This window comes from Mesorhizobium sp. M1A.F.Ca.IN.022.07.1.1 (genome assembly GCF_003997575.1).
Taxonomy (GTDB): Bacteria; Pseudomonadota; Alphaproteobacteria; order Rhizobiales; family Rhizobiaceae; genus Mesorhizobium.
The window spans coordinates 15,359-35,499 of record NZ_RZST01000015.1 but is presented as its reverse complement, the minus strand read 5'-3'; the positions used below and the strand labels follow the sequence as shown (position 1 = coordinate 35,499).

The 20,141-nt window shown below is 60.3% G+C and carries 16 protein-coding genes; 4 read left to right on the top strand and 12 right to left on the bottom strand.

Going from position 1 to position 20,141, the window contains the following annotated elements; genetic code table 11:
• Window positions 1-731 (top strand): hypothetical protein (locus EOA75_RS03950; RefSeq protein WP_206516962.1); only part of this gene is annotated, 731 nt, incomplete at its 5' end.
• Window positions 732-1,792: 1,061 nt separating this feature from the next.
• On the opposite strand, the gene EOA75_RS03945 is transcribed toward EOA75_RS03950, so the two are convergent.
• From EOA75_RS03945 to EOA75_RS03890, 10 genes are all read right to left on the bottom strand, one after another.
• Window positions 1,793-1,999 (bottom strand): hypothetical protein, encoded by a 207-nt coding sequence (locus tag EOA75_RS03945; RefSeq protein ID WP_127323681.1) that lies wholly within the window; start codon window positions 1,997-1,999, stop codon window positions 1,793-1,795.
• A gap of 97 nt (window positions 2,000-2,096) precedes the next feature.
• On the bottom strand, window positions 2,097-2,306 hold the full coding sequence (locus EOA75_RS03940) for a hypothetical protein (protein WP_127323680.1): 210 nt from the start codon (window positions 2,304-2,306) through the stop codon (window positions 2,097-2,099).
• Between the two features lie 387 nt (window positions 2,307-2,693).
• Window positions 2,694-4,316 (bottom strand): AAA family ATPase, encoded by a 1,623-nt coding sequence (locus EOA75_RS03935; protein WP_127323679.1) that lies wholly within the window; start codon window positions 4,314-4,316, stop codon window positions 2,694-2,696.
• Complete coding sequence (locus tag EOA75_RS03930; protein WP_127323678.1) at window positions 4,297-4,542, bottom strand: hypothetical protein; 246 nt, start codon at window positions 4,540-4,542, stop codon at window positions 4,297-4,299. Before EOA75_RS03930 ends, EOA75_RS03935 begins: the two co-directional genes overlap by 20 nt.
• A gap of 87 nt (window positions 4,543-4,629) precedes the next feature.
• Window positions 4,630-4,824, bottom strand: a complete 195-nt coding sequence (locus EOA75_RS03925) for an AlpA family phage regulatory protein (protein WP_245466556.1) — start codon at window positions 4,822-4,824, stop codon at window positions 4,630-4,632.
• Window positions 4,825-5,032: 208 nt separating this feature from the next.
• On the bottom strand, window positions 5,033-6,310 hold the full coding sequence (locus EOA75_RS03920) for a site-specific integrase (RefSeq protein WP_127323677.1): 1,278 nt from the start codon (window positions 6,308-6,310) through the stop codon (window positions 5,033-5,035).
• Between the two features lie 253 nt (window positions 6,311-6,563).
• Window positions 6,564-7,454, bottom strand: coding sequence for an FHA domain-containing protein (locus EOA75_RS03915; RefSeq protein ID WP_164747268.1), 891 nt, complete (start codon window positions 7,452-7,454; stop codon window positions 6,564-6,566).
• 987 nt (window positions 7,455-8,441) lie between these two features.
• Entirely contained in the window at window positions 8,442-11,588 is a 3,147-nt protein-coding gene (locus EOA75_RS03900) for an efflux RND transporter permease subunit (RefSeq protein ID WP_127323675.1), read from the bottom strand.
• A 79-nt stretch (window positions 11,589-11,667) separates the two neighbouring features.
• Window positions 11,668-12,546 (bottom strand): hypothetical protein, encoded by an 879-nt coding sequence (locus tag EOA75_RS03895; protein WP_127214972.1) that lies wholly within the window; start codon window positions 12,544-12,546, stop codon window positions 11,668-11,670.
• On the bottom strand, window positions 12,533-15,637 hold the full coding sequence (locus tag EOA75_RS03890; RefSeq protein WP_095825623.1) for an efflux RND transporter permease subunit: 3,105 nt from the start codon (window positions 15,635-15,637) through the stop codon (window positions 12,533-12,535). Before EOA75_RS03890 ends, EOA75_RS03895 begins: the two co-directional genes overlap by 14 nt.
• A gap of 442 nt (window positions 15,638-16,079) precedes the next feature.
• Between EOA75_RS03890 and EOA75_RS03885 the strand changes: the two genes are divergently transcribed.
• Entirely contained in the window at window positions 16,080-17,384 is a 1,305-nt protein-coding gene (locus EOA75_RS03885; RefSeq protein WP_245322446.1) for a hypothetical protein, read from the top strand.
• A gap of 153 nt (window positions 17,385-17,537) precedes the next feature.
• Here the strand turns inward: EOA75_RS03885 and EOA75_RS03880 are convergent, their stop codons facing one another.
• Complete coding sequence (locus EOA75_RS03880; protein ID WP_127323674.1) at window positions 17,538-18,002, bottom strand: hypothetical protein; 465 nt, start codon at window positions 18,000-18,002, stop codon at window positions 17,538-17,540.
• A gap of 682 nt (window positions 18,003-18,684) precedes the next feature.
• Here EOA75_RS03880 and EOA75_RS03875 point away from each other — a divergent pair.
• Window positions 18,685-19,095, top strand: coding sequence for a hypothetical protein (locus tag EOA75_RS03875; RefSeq protein ID WP_127323673.1), 411 nt, complete (start codon window positions 18,685-18,687; stop codon window positions 19,093-19,095).
• On the top strand, window positions 19,092-19,826 hold the full coding sequence (locus EOA75_RS03870) for an isoprenylcysteine carboxylmethyltransferase family protein (protein ID WP_245466555.1): 735 nt from the start codon (window positions 19,092-19,094) through the stop codon (window positions 19,824-19,826). The genes EOA75_RS03875 and EOA75_RS03870 overlap by 4 nt, the downstream gene beginning before the upstream one ends.
• Here the strand turns inward: EOA75_RS03870 and EOA75_RS03865 are convergent.
• Window positions 19,820-19,999 (bottom strand): hypothetical protein, encoded by a 180-nt coding sequence (locus EOA75_RS03865; protein ID WP_127240287.1) that lies wholly within the window; start codon window positions 19,997-19,999, stop codon window positions 19,820-19,822. The two genes, EOA75_RS03870 and EOA75_RS03865, sit on opposite strands and share 7 nt — an antisense overlap.
• Window positions 20,000-20,141 lie beyond the last annotated feature (142 nt).

The window sequence follows — 20,141 nt, the reverse complement described above, 5'->3', positions numbered from 1 at the left end:
TTTCGTATGCCGGCATTGCCGGCGAGCTTTGCCGCTTGTGGCGGTCTTTGCTTTTGGGAACGTGCGCCGAAGAGGCCGCACGACTCGATGACACGACTTATAGGCGAAATCGCCTAAAATGTCAAGATAAAGTGTCGGCTAGCGCCGATGGAACCACATATGGTGGTTTCGTCAGAGGGAGCGTTCCGTTTCTGTTCGGCGCCTGCTATGCTCGGCACTCTCAGGCCAACGATTCGGAGTTGAATATGCCAGTCGCGGAAATTGCTACGGGATACGGCGCCCTCAAAGCCGCCTACGAAATGGCGAAGGGCCTAAAGGACATACATGATCGGGTCACACTAAATGCTGCAATCATCGAACTGCAGGAGAAGATCCTTTCTGCTCAGGAGGCAGCTTCTTCCGCCAAGGATCAACTCCGCGAACTCCAGGCAAAGGTCGAAGCGTTTGAAGATTGGAAGGCGATCGCTGCGCGGTACGACCTAAAGGACTACGGCGGGTCGACTTTTGCCTACGAGCTGAACGCGAATTGGGATCATCAGGAACCGATCCATCGCGCCTGCCCGAAATGCTTTGAAAACCGCAAGCGGTCCATTCTTCAGTTTGACTACAAGGACAGCAGCAAGCGGGACCACTACAAGTGCCACGGATGTGGATCTGGTTTTGAGTTTGGGGTCGCTGTTCCCTACGAGGCACCATCTCGTACGACGACTCGGTCAAGCTGGATGGCCTGAACAGCAAAAAGGGCGCCCCGTTTCCGAGACGCCCTTTCCTTCATCAGAACAGTCTGGCGAGAACTGCCAACCACGAAACCAAGGGCAACTCAATGCCCATAGCCAGGCGGCGCATCGTCCCGTTCGACTGGCTGGTTTCGATAGCGAGGAAGACCGTCATTTGGCGGCTTCTCCTTCTACCTTGCGCGAGTCTCTTGATGAGCCGAACTCCGCGCACTAGACCAGCAAGGGGATGTTTTCCGGTTTACATTCAGCTCGGACGGTATCCCCGCGCCTTCGGCTGACTCGAGTTGAAACAGCAGATGGTTGTCGTGAATTACAACCGCAAGAGGCGGGCGCCAAAATAATTTGACCCTACGCTCCGGTGCGGACCCAGTGGGGCAAAAAGGTCACAAAAAAGGACTTTCTGCGCCCCGCCCTCATCTCAACGGTGCCATCCATTCTCTTTCTTCACCTTGTGTGCTATTATTTCACGTTGGCGCGACTCTTCGGATGATCCGAAGCGATCGTGTGCCACAAGCACCAGAACTTATGGTGATCGCATGAAACAAAACTCAAGGATAAGGAGAAACAACAAATGGAGGTCCACGACCTAATTGAGATAGCACGTACGGCGAGCAACTTTGTTTTAATTGCTCTCCAAACTTGGACGCTTTTCAAGAAGAAAGGAGAGTCTACGAAAAAGCGACGCAAGCATTAATCAATTTGGTAGAAAGGGGGGCATTCTGCTCCCCTTTCTTTTTGAGCAGCCTTCGAGCGCGATTGCGCTAGCGTTCTTGCGTGGGGAACCAGATCCGCCTCAAAAGGCAACTGCTAACCGCGCGTGATACGGGCGCCGCTTATCCTGAAGGCCGGGAGGGGCGTTTGCAATCTCGGCCAAAACCGAAAATGTCATACCGTTCCAGCCCCACCGTGCGCATTTTCCCAATTCAAATGTTGAGGGTGGGCGCCCTCGCGCGCACGCGCGTGAGTCACGTTTTTCTGTAATAGCGTTAGTTGCAGGCTGGCGGGACGGTCGGACGCCTCGATTGATTTAGAAAAACGAGGCGCCCCTCCCGGCCTCAATGAAGTCCCGCCTCCGGACTCCAGCTAACCGGATAGCCGCGTGCGTCGTAGCCAATTATCAGAACACCCTTGCCGCCAGCGGCTTCCCATCTGGTCTTTGCGCTGTGATGCGACTTGCACAAAGACTGAAGGTTGTCGGCGTCGCGCTCGAGCAAGGCATCGTCCTTCGGCCGCTTCACGTGGTCGACGTCATCTGCGATCACGACGCAGTCCAAGGCCTTGCACCACTGGCACAGCGGCTCGCGTGCAAGTTGCCAAGGCCTGACGTGTTCACGCCAAACACGCGATTGTAGGAACGGTCTAGGCATCGTCGACAACATCCTCGGCGAATTGCGCTACCGCCTGTACGTTCGATTTGCGCTTCGCTTTGTCTTCGACGCGGACAGCGCCTTGAATGCAGAGCAGTGATGCCGCGCCATCTGCGGTCATACCCATGGCGCGCAGTTTGGCCATGGCTTCCTCGATAATCTCGCGCGCCTGGATTTGTCTCGGGTCGGTCGTGGTCATCATGCTGCTTTCTCCTCCTTGGATTTGTTATCGTTGCTCGGTTTTAAATCTGGTCGAAGGCGCCACAGCGTTTCCCAACTGATCGTCCTCTTGGTGATGGACTCGTTTGCGGGTGGTGCGACAACCTTCTTCATGCGACGCGCCTCACGTACATTTCAAAGTCGAGCATGCGGTCGCGGCCGTGTTGGGTCTCAACGATAAAGACCAACTCGCCGTCCTCATCCCTTGTCACGCCAATCACTCGGCATGGCTCCCACCAGGAGTCCATTCCGCCATTCTCGTTGGACTTAAAGACCTGGCGTTCCGCGTTGTATGGTTCGATTGCAAACATGCGATATGCACTTTCATTGGCTGTTCTCTCCTCTGTTGATGTTGGTGGGTGGCTTCTAGCTAAGCGGCTTCCCGCGCAGGTTCGCTATAGTCGTTGTTGGCTTGGTATTGCCGACCGTCTTCCAACGGTCGGGCGTTACCAACGCCGACGGGGGTTATAGGGGGTGTGTGAGCAGCACCGTTGGAAGGCGTTGGTAGACCGTTGGAAGGTACCGTTGGAAGCAAAGCGGTACGCCCTTGCTTCACCTCGTCCGCCACGACGACCAACCGTTGGCGCTGCCGCGAGGGAGATCCTTCGGTGACAACTGCGGCGGTGCCAGCGGCCAGCGACCTATGCATCGCTTCTTCCAACGCCTTCTTCGACAGGCCGTCCCGATCCGGCCGCTTGGCCATGACCGTCGGCGCGTAACTGGAGCTGCGGTTTGGGCTGACATTCTGACCGCTGCCGTTGATGGCGGAAAGCAGCCTCAGAAACACTTTGTCTGCATGGTTGGCCAACAACCCCGCGGCGGGTGACGGCTTGCCGTCATCCAGAACAAAAGCACCTTCATGCCAACGCAGCTTTAGTTCTCCGCCTTTGGCCGCATAGTTCGCCTTCATGCCTTTCAATGTGCGGAGGTTGTCATCGTCCTTGTCGGCGGTGAGGTAGAGACGTGCGCGGACAGAATTGCTCCATGCCGTCGACCCGGATGTGCCGGTGCCGGTCTGCATACCGGCGACTGACGGATGCGACAGCAGCACGATCGCGCAGTTTATCTTGATCGCGAGCTTACGAAGCATGGAGATGAACTGTCGGACCTGGCTGCGCTTGATCTCATCGCCGCCGAAGAGGTCGGCCGACGTATCGAGGACGATGAGTTTCGGTTCGTAGTTCTCCGCAAAATCTGCAAAGTCGAGCCACAGCGCGGTCGGCTGCATGACGCCCTGCTTATCTGGCGCCGCGAGAAGCGCGTCCATGTCCGCAGCCGGTAGCAAACGGAAAAGGTGCAGGTCGGACAGGTCGCCGCCCAGCGCCTTGGCGATATCGGCGAGCCGGCGGTGAAACTCGTCAGCCTCATCTTCGGCGCCAAGGTAGATGACCTTGCCGCCCCACGGCTCGAGGCCGAGCGTTTCGACGCACATTGCACCCGCTGCACCAATCTGAGTCGCCAGGAGGCTTTTGCCTACACCGCCATCGCCGGTAAGCAACGTCACCTGGCGCATTGGGATCATGTCCGGCACGTACCACTGCCGTACCGGAATGGGCTCGCCGTGCCAATGTGCTGGGTTTACCCAAACAAGCTCGACCGGCTCCGCCAACGGCTTGCGTCCGCCCTTGAGGGTGTAGCTGTATGGCTCGCCGCCGTCGCCAATGCCAATCGTTACTTGCTCACCCTCGACGGTTGCCCGGTAGATTGACGCGTAGCCACCCACAGGGCTGGTTTTGTGGATCTCTCCGCCATAGCGCTTATTGAGACGCTTCAGACGTTCCAGAATATTGGCGGGGTCGTGATTAGCCGGAACCTCTGTGTCGGAAGGCTTCAAGTGCGTGCTGCCGGATGGAAAGTTCCCTCGGTTGCCCTTGTCAAACAGAACCAGCGTGCTGCCACCGGCCATGGCTTCGACAACTGTCCCGGTGCCGTGCTTCTCATGTGTGACGCGATCGCCAACGCTGTGCGGATTTTTAGGCTGCGCGGCGTTCATGCAGTTCCATCCCCAGAGCGCTCAGCGCCATATCAATGATTGCCAGGCGTGCGTCTCGCGACACAGACAGCGTCGCGGCTCCGCCAATCTGGCTTGGCCCGTAGAGCAGGATGTTGCCGTCAGGCGCCTTGACCAGGCTGCAGTCGAAAATGGTGACGTCGTCGGTGACCTGAAGGTGGAATTTTCCGAGCGTAACAAAGCCCTTAGGCGATGGCGCTTGGCGCATCGCCCGTGGTGATCTGATTATCAATGTAGTGATTTCCGATTGTAGGTCGTGGTTTGCAGGCGCCGTTCGTCGGTCGCTCTTTTGTTATTAGGCGGCGCGTGCCGCGATCTTGTCAGCGATCCAAGCGCGTACTTCGGCGGCGACAAAGGCGACGCGTTTTTCGCCGAGCGGAACGGCCTTTGGAAAGCGCCCCTCGAACCGATACCGATTGATCATTGACCGGCTCAAGCTGGTCATTTCCGCGGCACGATTGAGGGAAACCAGTTCGAAGTTGTCGTTCACGAATCCTCCTCGGGCGCGCAGAATTAAATCCGAGCGCTGCTGTGACGTTGATTTGGCTGGGAAGGTTTGACCGACGCTCTGCGCCGCCCCTTTCTCGTAAGAGGCTCACGACCGGATACCGGCTGCTGAACGGCAATGCCGTTATTGTCGTGCACCTATAGGCTTTTTCGCCTAGCAAGTCAAGCAGAATTCTGCGGTTTCTGAAATGTCAAGTGGTTTCTTTAGTTTTCGACTTGCCGCAATACGCCGCCCAATCGTCCGCAAGTCTGTGCCTTTTGGCCAGCGCATCGCCGCGCGCGTAAGCGCGCTCCGTCGCGTCGCCCACTGCATGGGCAAGCGCCATTTCGGAAAGCTCGCGCGGATGGTCAGATACTTCGGTCGCCCAATCCTTGAATGTCGATCGCATGCCATGCACGGTCGCGACCTTCTGTTTGCCGTCACCGTCTAATTGTTTCGGATCCAACCAACCGGCACGCCCTTCCCTTACCTCTGCAGCGTGCATGCGCTTGACGACCGCGGCCAACGTCATGTCGGACAACTCGCCACCACGCACAGCGGGAAAGACGAGCGCATTGTTCTCAAATCGAGGTGTGGCCTTGAGCAGCGCTACCGCGGCATGTGAGAGCGCGACGCGATGCTCCTTGCCTGCCTTCATCCGCCTGGCAGGAACAACCCACATCCTGGCGGCAAGGGAGATTTCGTCCCACCTAGCGCCACGCACCTCCCCGCTGCGTGCGGCAGTCAGAATTGCAAACTCGACTGCGCGGGCACCCATGCCGTCAACCGCGCGGAGTTTCTGCATGAACACCGGTATGTCTTTGTAGGGCAGCGCGGGGTGGTTGCCGCCGTTGGCTAGCGCGTCGGGTTTGTGCAGAACGTGCTCAAGATTGCCCTTCCATGCGGCCGGATTCGCGCCATTGCGCAATCCCTCGACAGTGGCCGCGTCAAGCACGCGCTCGACGCGCTCCCGCAACTTCTCCGCCGTTTCATGCTTCACTCCCCACAACGGGCGCAGAACCGAAAGAACGTCTTGTACACCAATATCCGGGATCGCCTTAAGGCGCAGCGGCGCTGCATGCTTGGCCAAAGTGTTCCGCCACCCCGCTTCCGTCTTAGCGCCACGCCAGCGACCCGCCTTGACGGCGGCATCTATGTAGTCGTCGGCATACTCTCCAAAGGTCTTCAAGGCGGCGTCCGCCTTTGCTGCCTCGATCACCTCAACTCCGCGGCGATGCTCGACTGGATCCATACCTTGGCGCAACAGCGCCCTCGCTGCCTCAGCCTTCTCTCGAGCCTGGGCGAGGCCTACCGTGTGAAGTGGGCCAAGTCCCATTTCGCGCCGCTTGCCGGCGAAGCGATAGTCGAGAATCCAATATCGGCCCTTACCCTTCGTTACCAGCCACAGGCCGCCACCATCCCGCAGTTTCTTGGCCTTGCTGGCCTCGATTTTTTTGACGGTAAGAGCGTTGAGAGTATGGCTCCCCATATCGTTATTCCCCGCTTTTTCCCCGCTATCGGGTCATTGGCTACCAGTAGACGATATGGTTACGTGTTTCAAGCAATCCTTTGTTTTCAAGCCATTGAGAGGAATGCATGTTGACAAGAAGGACAGTAAAATCACGGAAATGGCTCCGGCCCGGGGAGCCAATCGCCATTGAATTTCACTGAATAAACTTCCGATTCTGCAAGCGCGCGGCGCTGGATCCGGCAGCATGCGGCAACGGTCAAGCCGGGCCGGGTCAGTCTGAGAAAATTTCGTAGTAAAGGATTTCGGCGTCGTCGAGGGACGATCTCCGTCCAGGCGAGATGACGCCGGAGCCGAAGAGAAGAATATCTTCGCGGCGCACGAATACCTCATGGTCGGGTCCCATCGACACAAAGGTGCCCGACGAGCTTCGCTCGATAAGCACGGCCTTGCCATTCGAAATGGTGAAGGTCGCGTGGTGCCTTGAGACCCAGGGCCGCTGGATGACGATGTTGCATTCCGGGGATCGGCCGATCGTCACCAACTCGTTGTTTCGGCAGGATCGCAACTGATCTCCATAGCGGATGACCAGATTGATCTGCCGCGGCGGGGCGGAGCGTCTCTCGATAACCGTGCCCCGGCTGACGATTTGCGTACTGAGGGCCCGATCCTCGCTCCCCAGGGTATAGACATCGAAGAGTTCTTGCTTTCCCTTGAAAGCCATTTTGTCGAGGAGCCGCAGGGCACTGCGGCTATCCGCGCAAAGGGCTTCGAAGAAGCTCTGGCTGATCAGGACCTCCCCGGGGTTGGCCGTGGTGGACAACCTTGCGGTGACATTGATAACGTCTCCGAATACCGCGCCCCGCGCGCGAATGACCGCCCCGAAATGCAATCCGATCCGGGCGTGCAACGGCCCTTTCGTCAGTTCGCTGCTGATTTGGAAGACGGCCCTCAGCGCCGCCTCCGAACTGTCGAACAGGCTGAGCACGTCATCGCCCTTCGAGTAAATGAAGTCACCGCCGTGCCGGGCGACGATCTCGCGTATCGCGTCGAGGCAATCCGAGATCTGCTGCAGAGCGGCATCGTCGCCGATGCGCTCATAGAGCGGCGTGCTGCCCACGACATCAGCTAGGAGGACTGCGGCCAGAAGTCTTTCCTGATCCATCGGCTCGTATCCGACCAAGAACGCAACGTATAGCATAAGTCGCCCTCCTTGCCCGCCTGGGAGCCGGTGCTGTGGCGTGAGCATCTTGCACGGACAGGCCTTGTTGCCGCCTCGGCAACTGCACAAGAGACTTTCCACGGCTATGATTGCACGGATGACTGCTCGGGCCACGAGGCCGGCTATGATTGAGCGGCAAGGGGCGCTATCGCCGATGAGCGAGATTGCGATGGTGATAGCCAATCGTTCGACGAAGGCTGCCAAGCGTGCGTTGAGGAGCAGGCAGATGATGCGGTCCGGAACGGCATCCCGAAAGCGAGGACGAGGATAATAGGCGCGGCATACGGGCCGGCTCAGGGCAATGCTGGGTGGCGCCCGCGTGAGACGAACGGGTGGAGTGTATCATTTTAATACAATCCTCAATTTGTAGACTCCTGCCATGCATCGGCAGCTAGTGTTCTCCGTCCAGGCTAGTGGAGGGAGCCGCGGACCGGGAGGAAAAAGATGTCCATCCAAAAGGAAGACTATCGCACGAACCGAGCCGACTATGCCCTTGCCGCGAAAGGCCAATCGGCCGTCGATGTGGGCCGCAACGAGATTCTGGAAAGAAGAAAGAAGACTGTCTGGCTAAGAGATCCGCGAATCGCCAGATTGGCCGCAAATCCGTGCGAAAGCCTTCCAGGACCAAAACCCAGACCGCGCGGGAATTAGCGACGCTGCTTCACTTATGGATTCGTGCCCCATCATAGCGGCAGGAGCGTATAGCCGGTGCCGTATTTCGTTTCCTAGGCCCGCCGGCTAGGCCCAGCCCTGTTGGCCTGCCCGCTTTGTGAAGACGAAATCACGGACGCGTTCCTTGCTGCTCCAAGTCCTCCGAGTTTTGTAAGTTGTCATGCTGTTTCGCTGCGCGATCGAGATCGCCAACGGTATAGCCGGTGGATTGGATGCGGTAGAGTCACGAACGTTCTGGTCTAGATCTCGGGCCTTGCATCAAAGGGGAGATGGTTCCAGGCCGAGCCCTGTGGTTCGCGCCGGCGATCGCGCCTGCAGCGAACCGAGTCTGAGATAGATGGCGGGCACGACGAAGAGGTTCAGAAGCGTTGACGTGATCAGCCCGCCCAGAATGATGATGGCCATCGGATGTTCGATTTCCTGCCCGGGAATGTTGCCGGTAACAACCAGTGGGACGAGCGCAAGACCGGTCGCCAGCGTCGTCATGAGAATGGGCGAAAGGCGTTCACGCGCGCCGCGCAGGACAAGTTCCGGTCCGAAGGGCTCGCCCTCCTCGCGCTCCAGATGCAGGAAATGGTGGATCAGAAGCACCCCGTTGCGGGCCGCGATGCCCAACACCGTCAGGAACCCCACGAGGCCGCCTAGCGAGATGATGCCGTCGCCCAGATACGCCGCGATGACCCCGCCGACCATAGCGGCCGGCAGTGACAGGAAAACCAGGGCAGCGAGCCTCCAGCTTCTCAAGGAGGCCTGCAGCAGCATGAAGATTACGACCGCGGCGACAACAGAGGCATAGACGAGCCTGCTTTGCGCAGCCCTGCGTTCCGCCGCCTCGCCCAGCAGCTGGGCATGATAGCCGAGCGGAAACTCGAACTTGGCCAGGCGCTCCTCAACCTCATGGACGACCGAGCCCAGGTCGCGGTCGCGCACGTTGGCATGCACGTCATGGCGGCGCGAGGCGTTCTCACGTTTTATGGTGCTGGCCACCGGGGCAATCTTGACTTCGGCAACGTCGCCGAGCCGGACCTGACCGCCGTCGGGGGTATCCAGGAGAACGTTCTGTACGTCGTCAAGGCCGCGCCGCGATTTGGGCGTCGACCATACCATGACGTCATACACCTTTCCGATGCGATGAACGTCGCTCACCTCGTGACCGGCGAAGATCACGGCAGCAGCGCGACGAACATCGCCGGGCTTGAGACCCCTGGAAGCCGCCTTGGCGATATCCACGGTGACCTGAATTTGCGGTACCGTCTTCTGCGGCTCCTCGTGTAGGTCAATCAGGCCCTCGATGCCGGTCAGGGCGTCGCGGACCCTCACCGCCTGCTCGCGCAACATCGCCGCGTCAGGCCCGAAAATCCGAACCACTATCGACTCGCCCGACCCGGTGAGCACTTCCTTCACGCGCTCGCGAAGGTAGGTCTGGACGTCGCGATAGATACCGGGATAGCCGCCGACCGTGTCCTGAACCGCTTTCAGGGTCTCGTCATAATCGACCTTCGGATCGACGCTGATCCAGTTCTCCGTGAAGTCGATGCCCACCACCTCGTCGGCCACCAGCGCCCGGCCGATGTGAGCGCCGAAGTTGCGCACCCCGGGAATGGATCTCAGTTCTTTGCTGGCAGCCACCGTCATCCGGTACATCTCTGCATGCGATGTCCCGGGCGGCGTCAGCCAGTGCATGAGGAAGTCACGTTCCTTGAAGGAGGGCAGGAGCGAGGTTCCGAGCAGCGGCCAAACGCCCAATCCCGCGACCACGACGAACGCGGTGATCCCAAAGATCGTGCGAGGAGCCGCGATGATCCGCGACAGCATGGCGGCATAGCCTCGCTGCAACCGCTCGACAAGCGGCGAGACGCGCTCGATCGGCGCTCCTTGAAGCAGGATAAGGCAGAGTGCCGGCGTCACCGTCAGCGCCACGGCCATCGAAGCGAGGAGCGCGATGGAATAGGACGTCGCCAGCGGTACGAAGAAAGTGCCCGACAGACCACCCATGAAGAACACAGGGACGACCGAGATGACGATGATGAGGGTCGCGGCGACGATCGGGCTGCGGATCTCGAGCGATGCTTCCAGGATAACTGATGCCACCGATTTGCCAGCGCCGCTGCGGCGATTCTCGCGCAATCGCCGCGTGATGTTTTCAACGTCGATGATAGCGTCGTCCACCACCGATCCCACCGCCACGACGAAGCCGGCCAGCACCATCGTGTTGATGGTCGTTCCGAGCCAGTAGAGAACAAGTCCCGCCGCGACCAGGGAGAGCGGAATCGCCAGCAGGCTGATGAGCGCCACCCGCCACTCGAAAAGGAAGGCGCCGAGAACGCAGACCACCAGGACCGATCCCACCAGCAAGGCCATTGTCAGATTATGGATCGAGAGCTCGATGAACGTCGCCGGGCGGAAGATCTGCAGGTCGACGTCGATGCCCTTGAGGCCGTCCCTCATTTCGGCGAAGGCGGCCTCGACGCCGCGCGTGACCTCCAGCGTATTCGCCCACGGGAACTTCTCGACGATCAGCATCATGCCGGGACCGTCATTGATCACAGCGTCGCCGATCGGCAGCGGTTCCCCCCAGGTGACGTCGGCAAAGTCCGCCAGTACCAGTCGCTCGCCGGCTTTTGACTCGACCGGAATTCTCTTGACGTCCTCCAGCTTCACGCTGGACGCTATGTCGGCGCCGACATACAACCGCTGGTTGTCGGTGTCGATGAAGCCTACGGTCTGGCTCTTGGCTGAGCTCGACATCGGCAGCAGGCCGAAGTCCAGCGCATCGGCCGAAGCCTCCATGACCTCGTTCAGCGTCACGCCGTGTTTCAACATGCGTGCGGGATCGACCTGGATCTGCAGCTGTTTGAGCTTTTCGCCCCACATCGCCACGTTGGCGACGCCGGGCACGCGCAGCAGGCGGAAGCGGATCTTCCAATAGGCGGTCATCGACAGGTCGAGCTGAGTGAGCTCCTTCGACGAAAGGCCGATCTTCATGGTCCTGCTGGTCGACGACAAGGGCTGCAGCATGACGGGCGGGCTCGAGCCGAACGGCAGTCTGGCCGACGCAAGCTGCACGCGCTCCTGGACGAGCTGCCGGGCGTGCATGATGTCGGTTCCCCGCTTGAAGATCATGACAATGGAGGACAGCGACATCACGCTCTTCGAGCGGATGACGTCGAGTTCCGGTGTGCCGCGCAGTGCATCCTCGAGGGGAATGGTGATCAGCTCCTCGACCTCGGCGGTCGACATGCCGATACCCTCGGTCTGAATCTCCACCAGCGGCGGGGAGAATTCGGGGAAGACGTCCACGGGCATCTTGCGGAACACGTCCAGACCCAGCAGCACCATCAGCGCTGCCGCGGCCAGTACCAGATACCGGTATTTCAGATTCGTGCCGATGATCCAGCGGAACATGGCCCTGTCCTTTGTTCGGATGATTGGACGCCGGCTAACTCAGGCGTTCGCAAGCGACGGAATGTCTTTCACCGCCCGCTCAGTGGCCGCCAAACTTCAATTCAACCCCCATCAGCTCGACCGCGCCGACCGACACGACCGGCGTACCGCGCGCTGGTCCGTCCGACAGCACTGCTATGTCGCCAAGGACGCGCTCGACAGCCACTTTTTGGCGGACGAAGACGAGCGGCTCCGGATTGGAGTAGAGCCAGCTGTCCCCGTGCTCGTCATAGACAACCGACGAGTAGGGCACGATCTTCGCCATGCTGCCGCTCTCCGGCGCCTTCATCGCCACGAACGCATGATCGCCTGGCTTGACGCCGCTGCTTGCCTCGAGGAATTCAAAGAACCGCCCGTCGTCCCGGTCCTTCACCGCCACCGGCCGCGCCGTGTAATATTTACCGGAGCGGCCTTGGCCGGTCAGCAGCACGACCACTAGACCGTCCTTATCCTCGTCCGCCGGGTTGGCGACGCCGAAAATCTCGGCAAACTCGTCGTGGTCGCCGGTCTCGTCCTCGTCATCCTCGTCGTCGACAACCGCGATCAACATCTGGCTCGCCGCGTCCACAGGCACCTTGATCAGGGATTGCCGTGCTTGGCCGCTTTCACCGGCCGGCGCGATGGAAGCCGTCTCCGTAATTGCATTCACCGACGGTTCACCGCTCGCAATCTCGACCTGGGCGTTCATCATCATCCACCGCTTGGCCGTCTCCTCCCGCAGCGCTTCGGTCTGGATGCTCAGTCGTTTGGCAGCCTGTTCGGTCAGAACCACGCGTGGAAATGGGGAACCTGCGACCTCTACCAGCTTGGCAGGCGCGCCTGCGGGCGACTCCGCGACCGCGAGGGGTCCCGTGGCAACCACGACGAAAGCCACACCGGCGACGAGGGATGACTTAAGAAAAAGCCTATTGCGAAGCATGTGCAACTCCTCCAAGGCGTCGTGAAACCGGGCCGGAATGGAGCATCATGGCCGGTAGGACGAACAGATTGATCAGGACTGAAATGACTGCGCCTGCGATCACGACCCATCCCATTGGATGCAAAATCTCCAGACCGGCGGCGCTGCCCATGACCACTGCGGGAAGGAAGGCGAGGCAGGTGACCAGCGTGCTCGTCAGCATAGGCGCAAAGCGCTCGCGCGCGGCCGCCGCGACACGGTCCGGCCAGGATTCGTCACCCTCCCCGGTCTGATCGACGCGGCTGGCCAGAACCAGACCGTTGCGGAGTGCAAGCCCGAGGACGGCGAGAAGTCCGGCAAGCGCCCCAACCGAAACGGTGCCCGTTACCGCCACGAGGATCGCCGCGACGCCACCCGACACTGCCACCAGCGAAAGGAACATGCCGGTCGCCAGTCGCCAGCTTTGCAGCGCCGCCTGCAGCAGGAAGAAGATCAGCACTGCCGCCGACGCTGCGAAGAGCGTCACCTGCAGCATGGCTGCACGGCTCTCGGCATACTCGCCCCGAACGTAGGCATGGTATTCGAAGGGGAGCTGCACCTTCTTGAGCTCTGCCGCCACGTCTTCCGCCACTGCCGTGACGCTGCGGCCTGCGACGCTGGCGTGAACGTCCATGCTGCGCGTGACGCCGTCACGCTCGATGGTGCTCAACTGCGGCACCATCCGCACCTCGGCGATATCGCCAAGGCGTGTATGCGGGCGATCAGGCGTTTCGATCAGAAGATTCTCGACGTCGGCGATGCTGCTTCGTGCGTTGGGAGCCCCCCAAACGACCACTTCGAAGACCTTTTGCTGCTCGAACAGATTGCCAACCTCGAGCCCGGCGAAGACCGTCGCTGCCGCGCGCCGGATGTCTCCCGGTTTCAGTCCACGTGCGGCAGCCTCCGCAACGTCGACCTTGACCTCGATTTCGGGCGAGAAAGCGTTCTTGTCGATGCGTACGGAGTTGATGCCGTCAACGGCGGCGATTCTCGCCGCGACGAGCTTTGCCTGCTCTTCAAGCACGGCCGTCTCGGCCCCTTCGATGCGGACCACCACTGGTTCGCCGGCGTCGGCGAAGATCCGCCCGGCCGTACTGGCCAGATAGCCTTCAACCTTCACCTCGAGGTCCGCGAAGCCTTCCATCGTGTCGCGAATTTGCGACAGTGCGGCGGCTCGGTTCCCCCGCTCGTCGAGCCCAATCCAGAGCTGCCCGGATTCGATGCCGGTGACCTGGTCGCCCGTGATGGCCCTGCCGAGATGGCCAGCGACAGAGCTGACTCCATCGATTGCGCGGACTTCGGATTCCAGTCGCGCCATCGTGCGGATCATGGCGGGCAAGGATGCACCCGGCGCGGCCTTGAACGAAACGCGGACGGTGCCTTCGTCAAAGGACGGCGACGGCGACCACTTCAGGGCGGGCGTCGCCGCGAGTAGCGCCAACACTCCGAGACCCACGATCGCATAGGCAGGACCGGTCGTCGCCGAGAACCTCCCCAGCAGTCGCCCATAGGCCGCACCGAACAGCCGCGCCACCACAGGTTCGGACCTGTTTCCTGCTGCGCTGCCCGAACGGAAAAAAACCATCGCGAGGGCGGGCGCCGCCAAGAGCACGACGACCATGGCAGCGGCCACCGTGACGCCATAGGCCTGAGCCAGCGGCCGGAAGAATGCCGCGGTTTCGCCGTCGAGTCCGAGTATCGGAGCGACCGCCAGCAGACCGATCACCGCTGCATAGATCATTGGCTTGCCGATTTCGCCGATCGCATCGAATAGAGGCGCGGCGAGCGGACGGCCGCCACCGGCACGAAGGCGTCGCCCGAGGGCCTCGGCAGCCACTACCGCAGTGTCGACCACGAGGGAAAGCGCGGCCGCGAGGCCGGCCAGGTGGATCAGGTTGAAGATCGGGCTGCTGAAATAGAGAGCGACAAGTGCCGCGACATACGACAGGACGATCGCGACGACGGCGACGCTCGCCGTGCCGACCGGCGTCAAGGACAGGAAGAGGGCTACGGACACGACCACCATGGCGGCGATCACCATCCGGACCAGATTGGCCAAGGCGCTGTCGACATAGTCGGAGGCGCGGTAGAGGGAGGCGTCGATGTCGATGCCCGGCATGCCTTGGCTCAACTCCGCGAGCGCAGCTTCGACCCCCGCTACGACCGCTTTGGTGTCGACGTTGGGAAGCTTCTCGACGACGAGGATGAGGCCAGGCTGTCCGTTGATCATCGCATCGCCGATCAGCGGCGGATGGCCTTCGACGACCTCGGCCACGTCTCCTAGCCTGAGCGCGGAAGACGGGACAGCAACCTTCGTCAGGTCGCTGGCCTTGCTGATCGGTTGCACATGCTGGATGCCGAGCCTCTGGTTCGGCGTGTCGATCCAGCCTCCGCTTCCGAGTACTGACGCTTCCAGATAACTGAGCGGCGAGACCCAGAGCGAATCCCCGGCGCTCTCTACGGCTTCATCGAGCGAGACGCCTGCCGATTCGAGGCGCTGAGGTTCGATTTGCACCTGAAGCTGGCGAGCGCGCTGGCCCCAGATCGCGACGTTGGCGACGCCCGGCACGCTGAGCAGCTTCGGCGTCATCGTCCACCGGGCCAGCACCGACATGTCGATCAGCGACACGGTCTTGGACGACAGTCCGACGATCATGGCGCGGCCTGCCGCCGACTTCGGCTGCAGCATGGTGGGCGGCTTCGAGACATTGGGCAGGGCCCAAGCCATCGTAAGACGCTCCTGCACCATTTGTCGGGCTTTCATCGGATCCATGCCGGGCTCGAAGGTGAGCAACACCGAAGCCATCCCCGGCACCGACTTGGAATGAATTGATTTGAGGAACGGCGTCGCGGTCAGAATCTCTTCGAGATTGATGGTCACCAGGCTTTCCACTTCGCCTGTCGACAAGCCGAGCGCCTCGGTCTGCACCTCCACGACCGGCGCCCCGAACTCGGGAAGAGCATCGGTTTTGGCTTTGGGAAGCAGAACGGCACCCGCCGCTACCAAGAGTAGCGCGGCTGCTAGGACCAGATGCCGAAATTCGAGACTCAGCTTGACGAGCGTTTGCAGCACGGCAACCCCCCGCGATTCCGCGGCGCGCGAAAGCGCGCCTGCGACAGATCAGAGACAGTCCCAAAGCGTATCATGCGGGAGGGCGCCGCATAATTAATCAATATTGCAAGGCGCTATTACCGTATATCCGGCGGGTCTCTAACTTTTGGAGTAGAGAAATAGTTCATACAAATTTATTAGGATAGCCACTCACGCCGTGAGTGCTCGCGTCGGTTGCATGCGCGTGTGTCTGTTTCCAGCGAAAGGCTGGACGTGCTCTGGCGCAATTTGCCTCGGTCGGGGAGTGCCCGAATATTGATTCGAGGAAGGCGAAGCGGGACCGCCAATTTGCTGCGCCGGCGGTCCTCGGGGGAGCGTACCGGGCGCGGAACAGCGAAGCAGTGTTGTAGAGATGCGACACGTTTGCGTTTGTATGAGACAAGTCGCGTTTGTAAGGGACAAAATGACGAAATCGCAGTTGCCACAGTGGAACCATCGGATATCATCGACGCGTGGTGCATCTCATGGGGGCTCGCCGGTCATTCGCCTTTTTATCTTAGCACTTAGTGGCATAGGGCTGCTGTACTCTTCGGCTTCGGCACTGGCGGAGGAGCACGAGCGGGCTCTGGCCGAAGAAACGATACCGGCTCTGGCCGAAGAATGCGCTGCGCCCTGCGCGGGGTACGAGGCTACCGCGGAGCTGCAGAACGACTGGATATTTGGCGCACATCCGTCTTTCCTGAGATCCGATGTGTTCTTTCCGAAGTTGGAGCTCGATCTTTTCTACGCGCCGACGGATTATCTTCGGTTCGTGAGCGCCATCATTACCGAGCCCGTGGTCGACCCGGAACCCGGGGAGGATGCGGCCTTTCAAGGGATCGGCACCTATGTCGGTGAGCTCTACGCCCTCGCTAAGGTCGATCCCCTGACCGTGAGGGCCGGAAAGTTCGACACGGTGTTCAGCCTGGCCAGCGAAGCCCTGCCGGGGATACACGCCCCGGATCTGGCGTCTGTTTTTGACGCTGACGAACGTCTGGGTGGCGAAGCTGTTGTTGGCTTCGAGGGCTTTGGGCTGAACCATGCCCTGGCCGCGACGGTATTCACGACCGACCGGACGTTCCTCAGCGAGTCGCTCTTTACCAACCGTGGACGGCTCACGCTGGCGGATGGCGGTGCCGGCAACACCACCGGTTTATCCTCATTCTCGGTTACCCTTGATGGCTGCAAAGGCGCAGAAAAGGGCGATTGTTACAAGGACGGTGAATTTGGCTATCGCCTTGGCATCCGATACCAGAAGCCCGGGCTCTCCGCCGACACAGGGGAGGAGGAGGAAGAAGAAGAGGAACCGCTGCCGGGGACCGGCAATGAATTGGCCTACCTTGCTGCCGCCACTGGAAGCTTCGACCTCAACGGGAACACACTGAGGCTTCTCGGCGAATCGGCCTACCTTAAGCATTTCGATGGCGGTCCGGACGACGCTCTGCTTCTCACCGGATCTGTCGCGCTGGAAGTGCAACCTATGACCTACATAGCCACCTACACGCATCAGCGGAACCTTGTCGCCGACGGTCCGGACACCCGCGAGCAATTGGCGGATTTCGAAGTAATTTATGCGTCTGGGGAAGAAGAAGACGCGCCGTCCGGCGCGGCGAAATGGAACCTCGGCGCCGCCTACACATTCGCGGAGAATGCTGAGGACGAGAGAACGCACACCTTCAGTGTGCGCGCGACGCTCCAATTCGGCGGACACGTGAAGTTAGGCAGGTAGGTTCGACCGTCCGAATGTCCGGCGCTTGTTGACGGCTGCCTTCTGCTGAACTCGAGTGAGGTCCGCAAGCCCGTCTGCATGCGCCGAACTTGTTCCTTCCCTCAGGCCGATTGAAGCTATTTCAGCGACCCTTCAGCACAAGAGTTGCGTCCTTCAGCCCTTCACTTCCTTTCCATCCGGATCGAAGACGGGCTGAACGTTCTTGCCCTTGTAGCTTATCTGGAACTCGTAACTCACCTTGCCGTCGCGCATCAGCTTCTCCGCAAGCTTGATCTTTCCACCTGCGAATTTCGTATCAACGGCCGCACGCACCGATTGAGGCACCGCTTCCATCGGAATTGATTCCTCGACGACGATGACCTTACCGTCTTGATGGTAGAGCACATCGCGCGTCATTGCGCCCTCGACGCTTGCTATCTCGAAAACCAGTTCTCCGTTCTCGACCTCGCGGGCGCATGCCTTGACCTTGGCGACGGGAAAATCCTTGTGGAACATGTCTCGCACCACCAACGGCACCTTCTTGCAGGCGATCGGCTGTTCCGCGGCCGACGCGCCGGTCGCCCCGGCAAGCACGAGGACGAACGCGCCGGGCGCTAGGTAGTAACCAGCAGGTTTCATGGGAGACCTCCTTCATATGATCTCATCGGAGCACCAACACTGGAGTCGACCAGACAAGCACGCAGTGCCGCTTTGCCGCCTCTGCCGGGGGCCGAGTTCGCGTACTCCTCGCTTATGGCTCTGCTGTGTGCGGTTTGTACGTATTTGCGCGAGCTTCGCCTGCAGCACTGCGACCCATCAAGTTGACAAGTGTTGCGCAACCGACCCGCCGCGCCAGCGGAGCGTAGGCTGGCTAAGGGAGCCAGTGCGACCGTTGCCCGACGTTGGAGACCCAAGATAGGACAAAGCGCGCCGGCGGACCGATAGCCCAAAACGGCTTTGCCGGCCTAACCGAAAGCCGTAGCGGCTCATGCGAAGTTCCGGACGCCCCCAGCGGGAGGTGGCGCCGTTCCGGGGACCGTCGTCGCTCCCGTCGCGATCATGCCTTTTTGCAGCCGCAGCTCCAGCGCCTGCTCGGCGACGACCTCCTTCAAGCGCTACAATGAGCCGAAATCCCGCTGTCGGTTAAGCCCACTCTGGCGTTGATGTCGGACATCACGGACGAGGCCCCTTCGCAAAAAGGGGTAATCCCTTCGCAAGCGAGTCAGCTCAACTGCCGAATCGTAGAGCCTAACGACTGCAGCGATAAATAGGGCGCGTCAACCTGAAAGCGTGCTGGCAGGCACGAGGGAGCCTGCACTGAATGTCTCGCGGAAGTGTCGCCGTAGCGCCCGGCTCATCTGCTCACGTCTTCGCGCCCGAAGACCCTAACAAGTCCTATGGGTCACGAAAGGCGTTTTGCCTGCAGCGCCGTTTGGGCCGAGGAAGCCAAGAACCCGGCCGGCGCGCAGGGGGAACGATCGACACAGAAGCGACCTCCACCCGCATCCTGACGACCATTCTGCAGCCTATCACGGGAGATTTTGTCAACGGAGACGCGGGCTGGCTGCGCGTCGAACTTCTTGATCCGACCAAAACACCTCCAAGCCGCCAGCTCAACAACGAAATCCCGAACGTCCTGATCCGCGCTGAGATGCCGATCCTCGCCTTCAAGGCCGAGAGCGGGCGGCTCCAGGACGTCTTCCTTCAGCTTACCGAGGAGACGATCCAATGATCGATACCGCTCCTGTTCAACCGCACGGCCAGCAAAGCCTGGCAAGCGCAAGCGAGCCGTATATCGGGGGGTGCCGTCAAAATGCGGAGCCCAGAAACGCGGCCTCTTCATTCCCGGGGGCCTCGATGAGAGTTCAACCAGTCAATCAAAGGATGCGGATAAACGCCGCTCGGGCAGCGGGGCTGCTTGCCGCAACTGTTATCCTGTTTTCGCACCCCGGATTGGGTGGGGGCGCACATGAGCTGATCCAGATGGCGGGTCTCGGCCTGGTCCTCACCTGCTTCATTGGCAGGATGTGGAGCATTCTCTATATCGGTTCAAAGAAGAATCTGGAGTTGATTACCTCCGGCCCCTACTCGTTGACCAGAAACCCGCTCTATCTCTTTTCTACGCTTGGAGCAGCTGGAATCGGATTGATCCATGGATCGATCGCCGTCGCTCTGGCGCTGGGATTTTTCAGCTATTGGATCTTGGTCATCACGGCAGCCAAGGAGGCCGAACACCTGAAGACGATCTTCGGCTCGCAATACGATTCCTATGCGCGCTGTACGCCGCTGTTCTGGCCGAAACTGTCCCAATATACGGACTCTGCCGAAGTTGTCTTCTCCCCGAAAGCGCTCAAGCGCAACTTCCAGGATGGACTGTACTTCCCCGCAGCCTATCCTGCCATCGAAGCAATCGAACAATTGCGAGCAGGCAGTTACCTCCCGGTCCTCATGACGATCTACTGAGATCCGCCAAGTGCCAGATCCTCTCTCGGCAGCAGGACCAAATGGCCTGCCGATTTCGGCATCGTCAGCAGTTCGTCGAGCTTGATGAGGTAGCCGCGGGAGTCTTGGCGCTCGTGCCGGGCACCGCGATGGCCATTTTGCATGGCCGAACTGTCGCCCAGATGGTTGACCACCGAGGTCTGTGACCTAGCTTAAACTTTACGATGGAGCGTCCAGACTCCGAAATGGTGGCATGGCGCGCACCGTGGGAGAACTCCCCGGGACGTTGAAGATGGAGAGGCGCGAGCTGGCTTTCGACCGGCGCCCAGCCATGCA

Excerpts from the sequence above, each read along its gene's own strand:
- EOA75_RS03895 (WP_127214972.1), bottom strand. The coding sequence starts at position 12,546 with ATGCTTCGCAATAGGCTTTTTCTTAAGTCATCCCTCGTCGCCGGTGTG.
- EOA75_RS03920 (WP_127323677.1), bottom strand. The coding sequence starts at position 6,310 with ATGGGGAGCCATACTCTCAACGCTCTTACCGTCAAAAAAATCGAGGCC.
- EOA75_RS03880 (WP_127323674.1), bottom strand. The coding sequence starts at position 18,002 with ATGAAACCTGCTGGTTACTACCTAGCGCCCGGCGCGTTCGTCCTCGTG.
- EOA75_RS03930 (WP_127323678.1), bottom strand. The coding sequence starts at position 4,542 with ATGCGCCAAGCGCCATCGCCTAAGGGCTTTGTTACGCTCGGAAAATTC.
- EOA75_RS03885 (WP_245322446.1), top strand. The coding sequence starts at position 16,080 with ATGACGAAATCGCAGTTGCCACAGTGGAACCATCGGATATCATCGACG.
- EOA75_RS03900 (WP_127323675.1), bottom strand. The coding sequence starts at position 11,588 with ATGTTCCGCTGGATCATCGGCACGAATCTGAAATACCGGTATCTGGTA.
- EOA75_RS03940 (WP_127323680.1), bottom strand. The coding sequence starts at position 2,306 with ATGATGACCACGACCGACCCGAGACAAATCCAGGCGCGCGAGATTATC.
- EOA75_RS03935 (WP_127323679.1), bottom strand. The coding sequence starts at position 4,316 with ATGAACGCCGCGCAGCCTAAAAATCCGCACAGCGTTGGCGATCGCGTC.
- EOA75_RS03915 (WP_164747268.1), bottom strand. The coding sequence starts at position 7,454 with ATGGATCAGGAAAGACTTCTGGCCGCAGTCCTCCTAGCTGATGTCGTG.
- EOA75_RS03875 (WP_127323673.1), top strand. The coding sequence starts at position 18,685 with ATGTCTCGCGGAAGTGTCGCCGTAGCGCCCGGCTCATCTGCTCACGTC.
- EOA75_RS03870 (WP_245466555.1), top strand. The coding sequence starts at position 19,092 with ATGATCGATACCGCTCCTGTTCAACCGCACGGCCAGCAAAGCCTGGCA.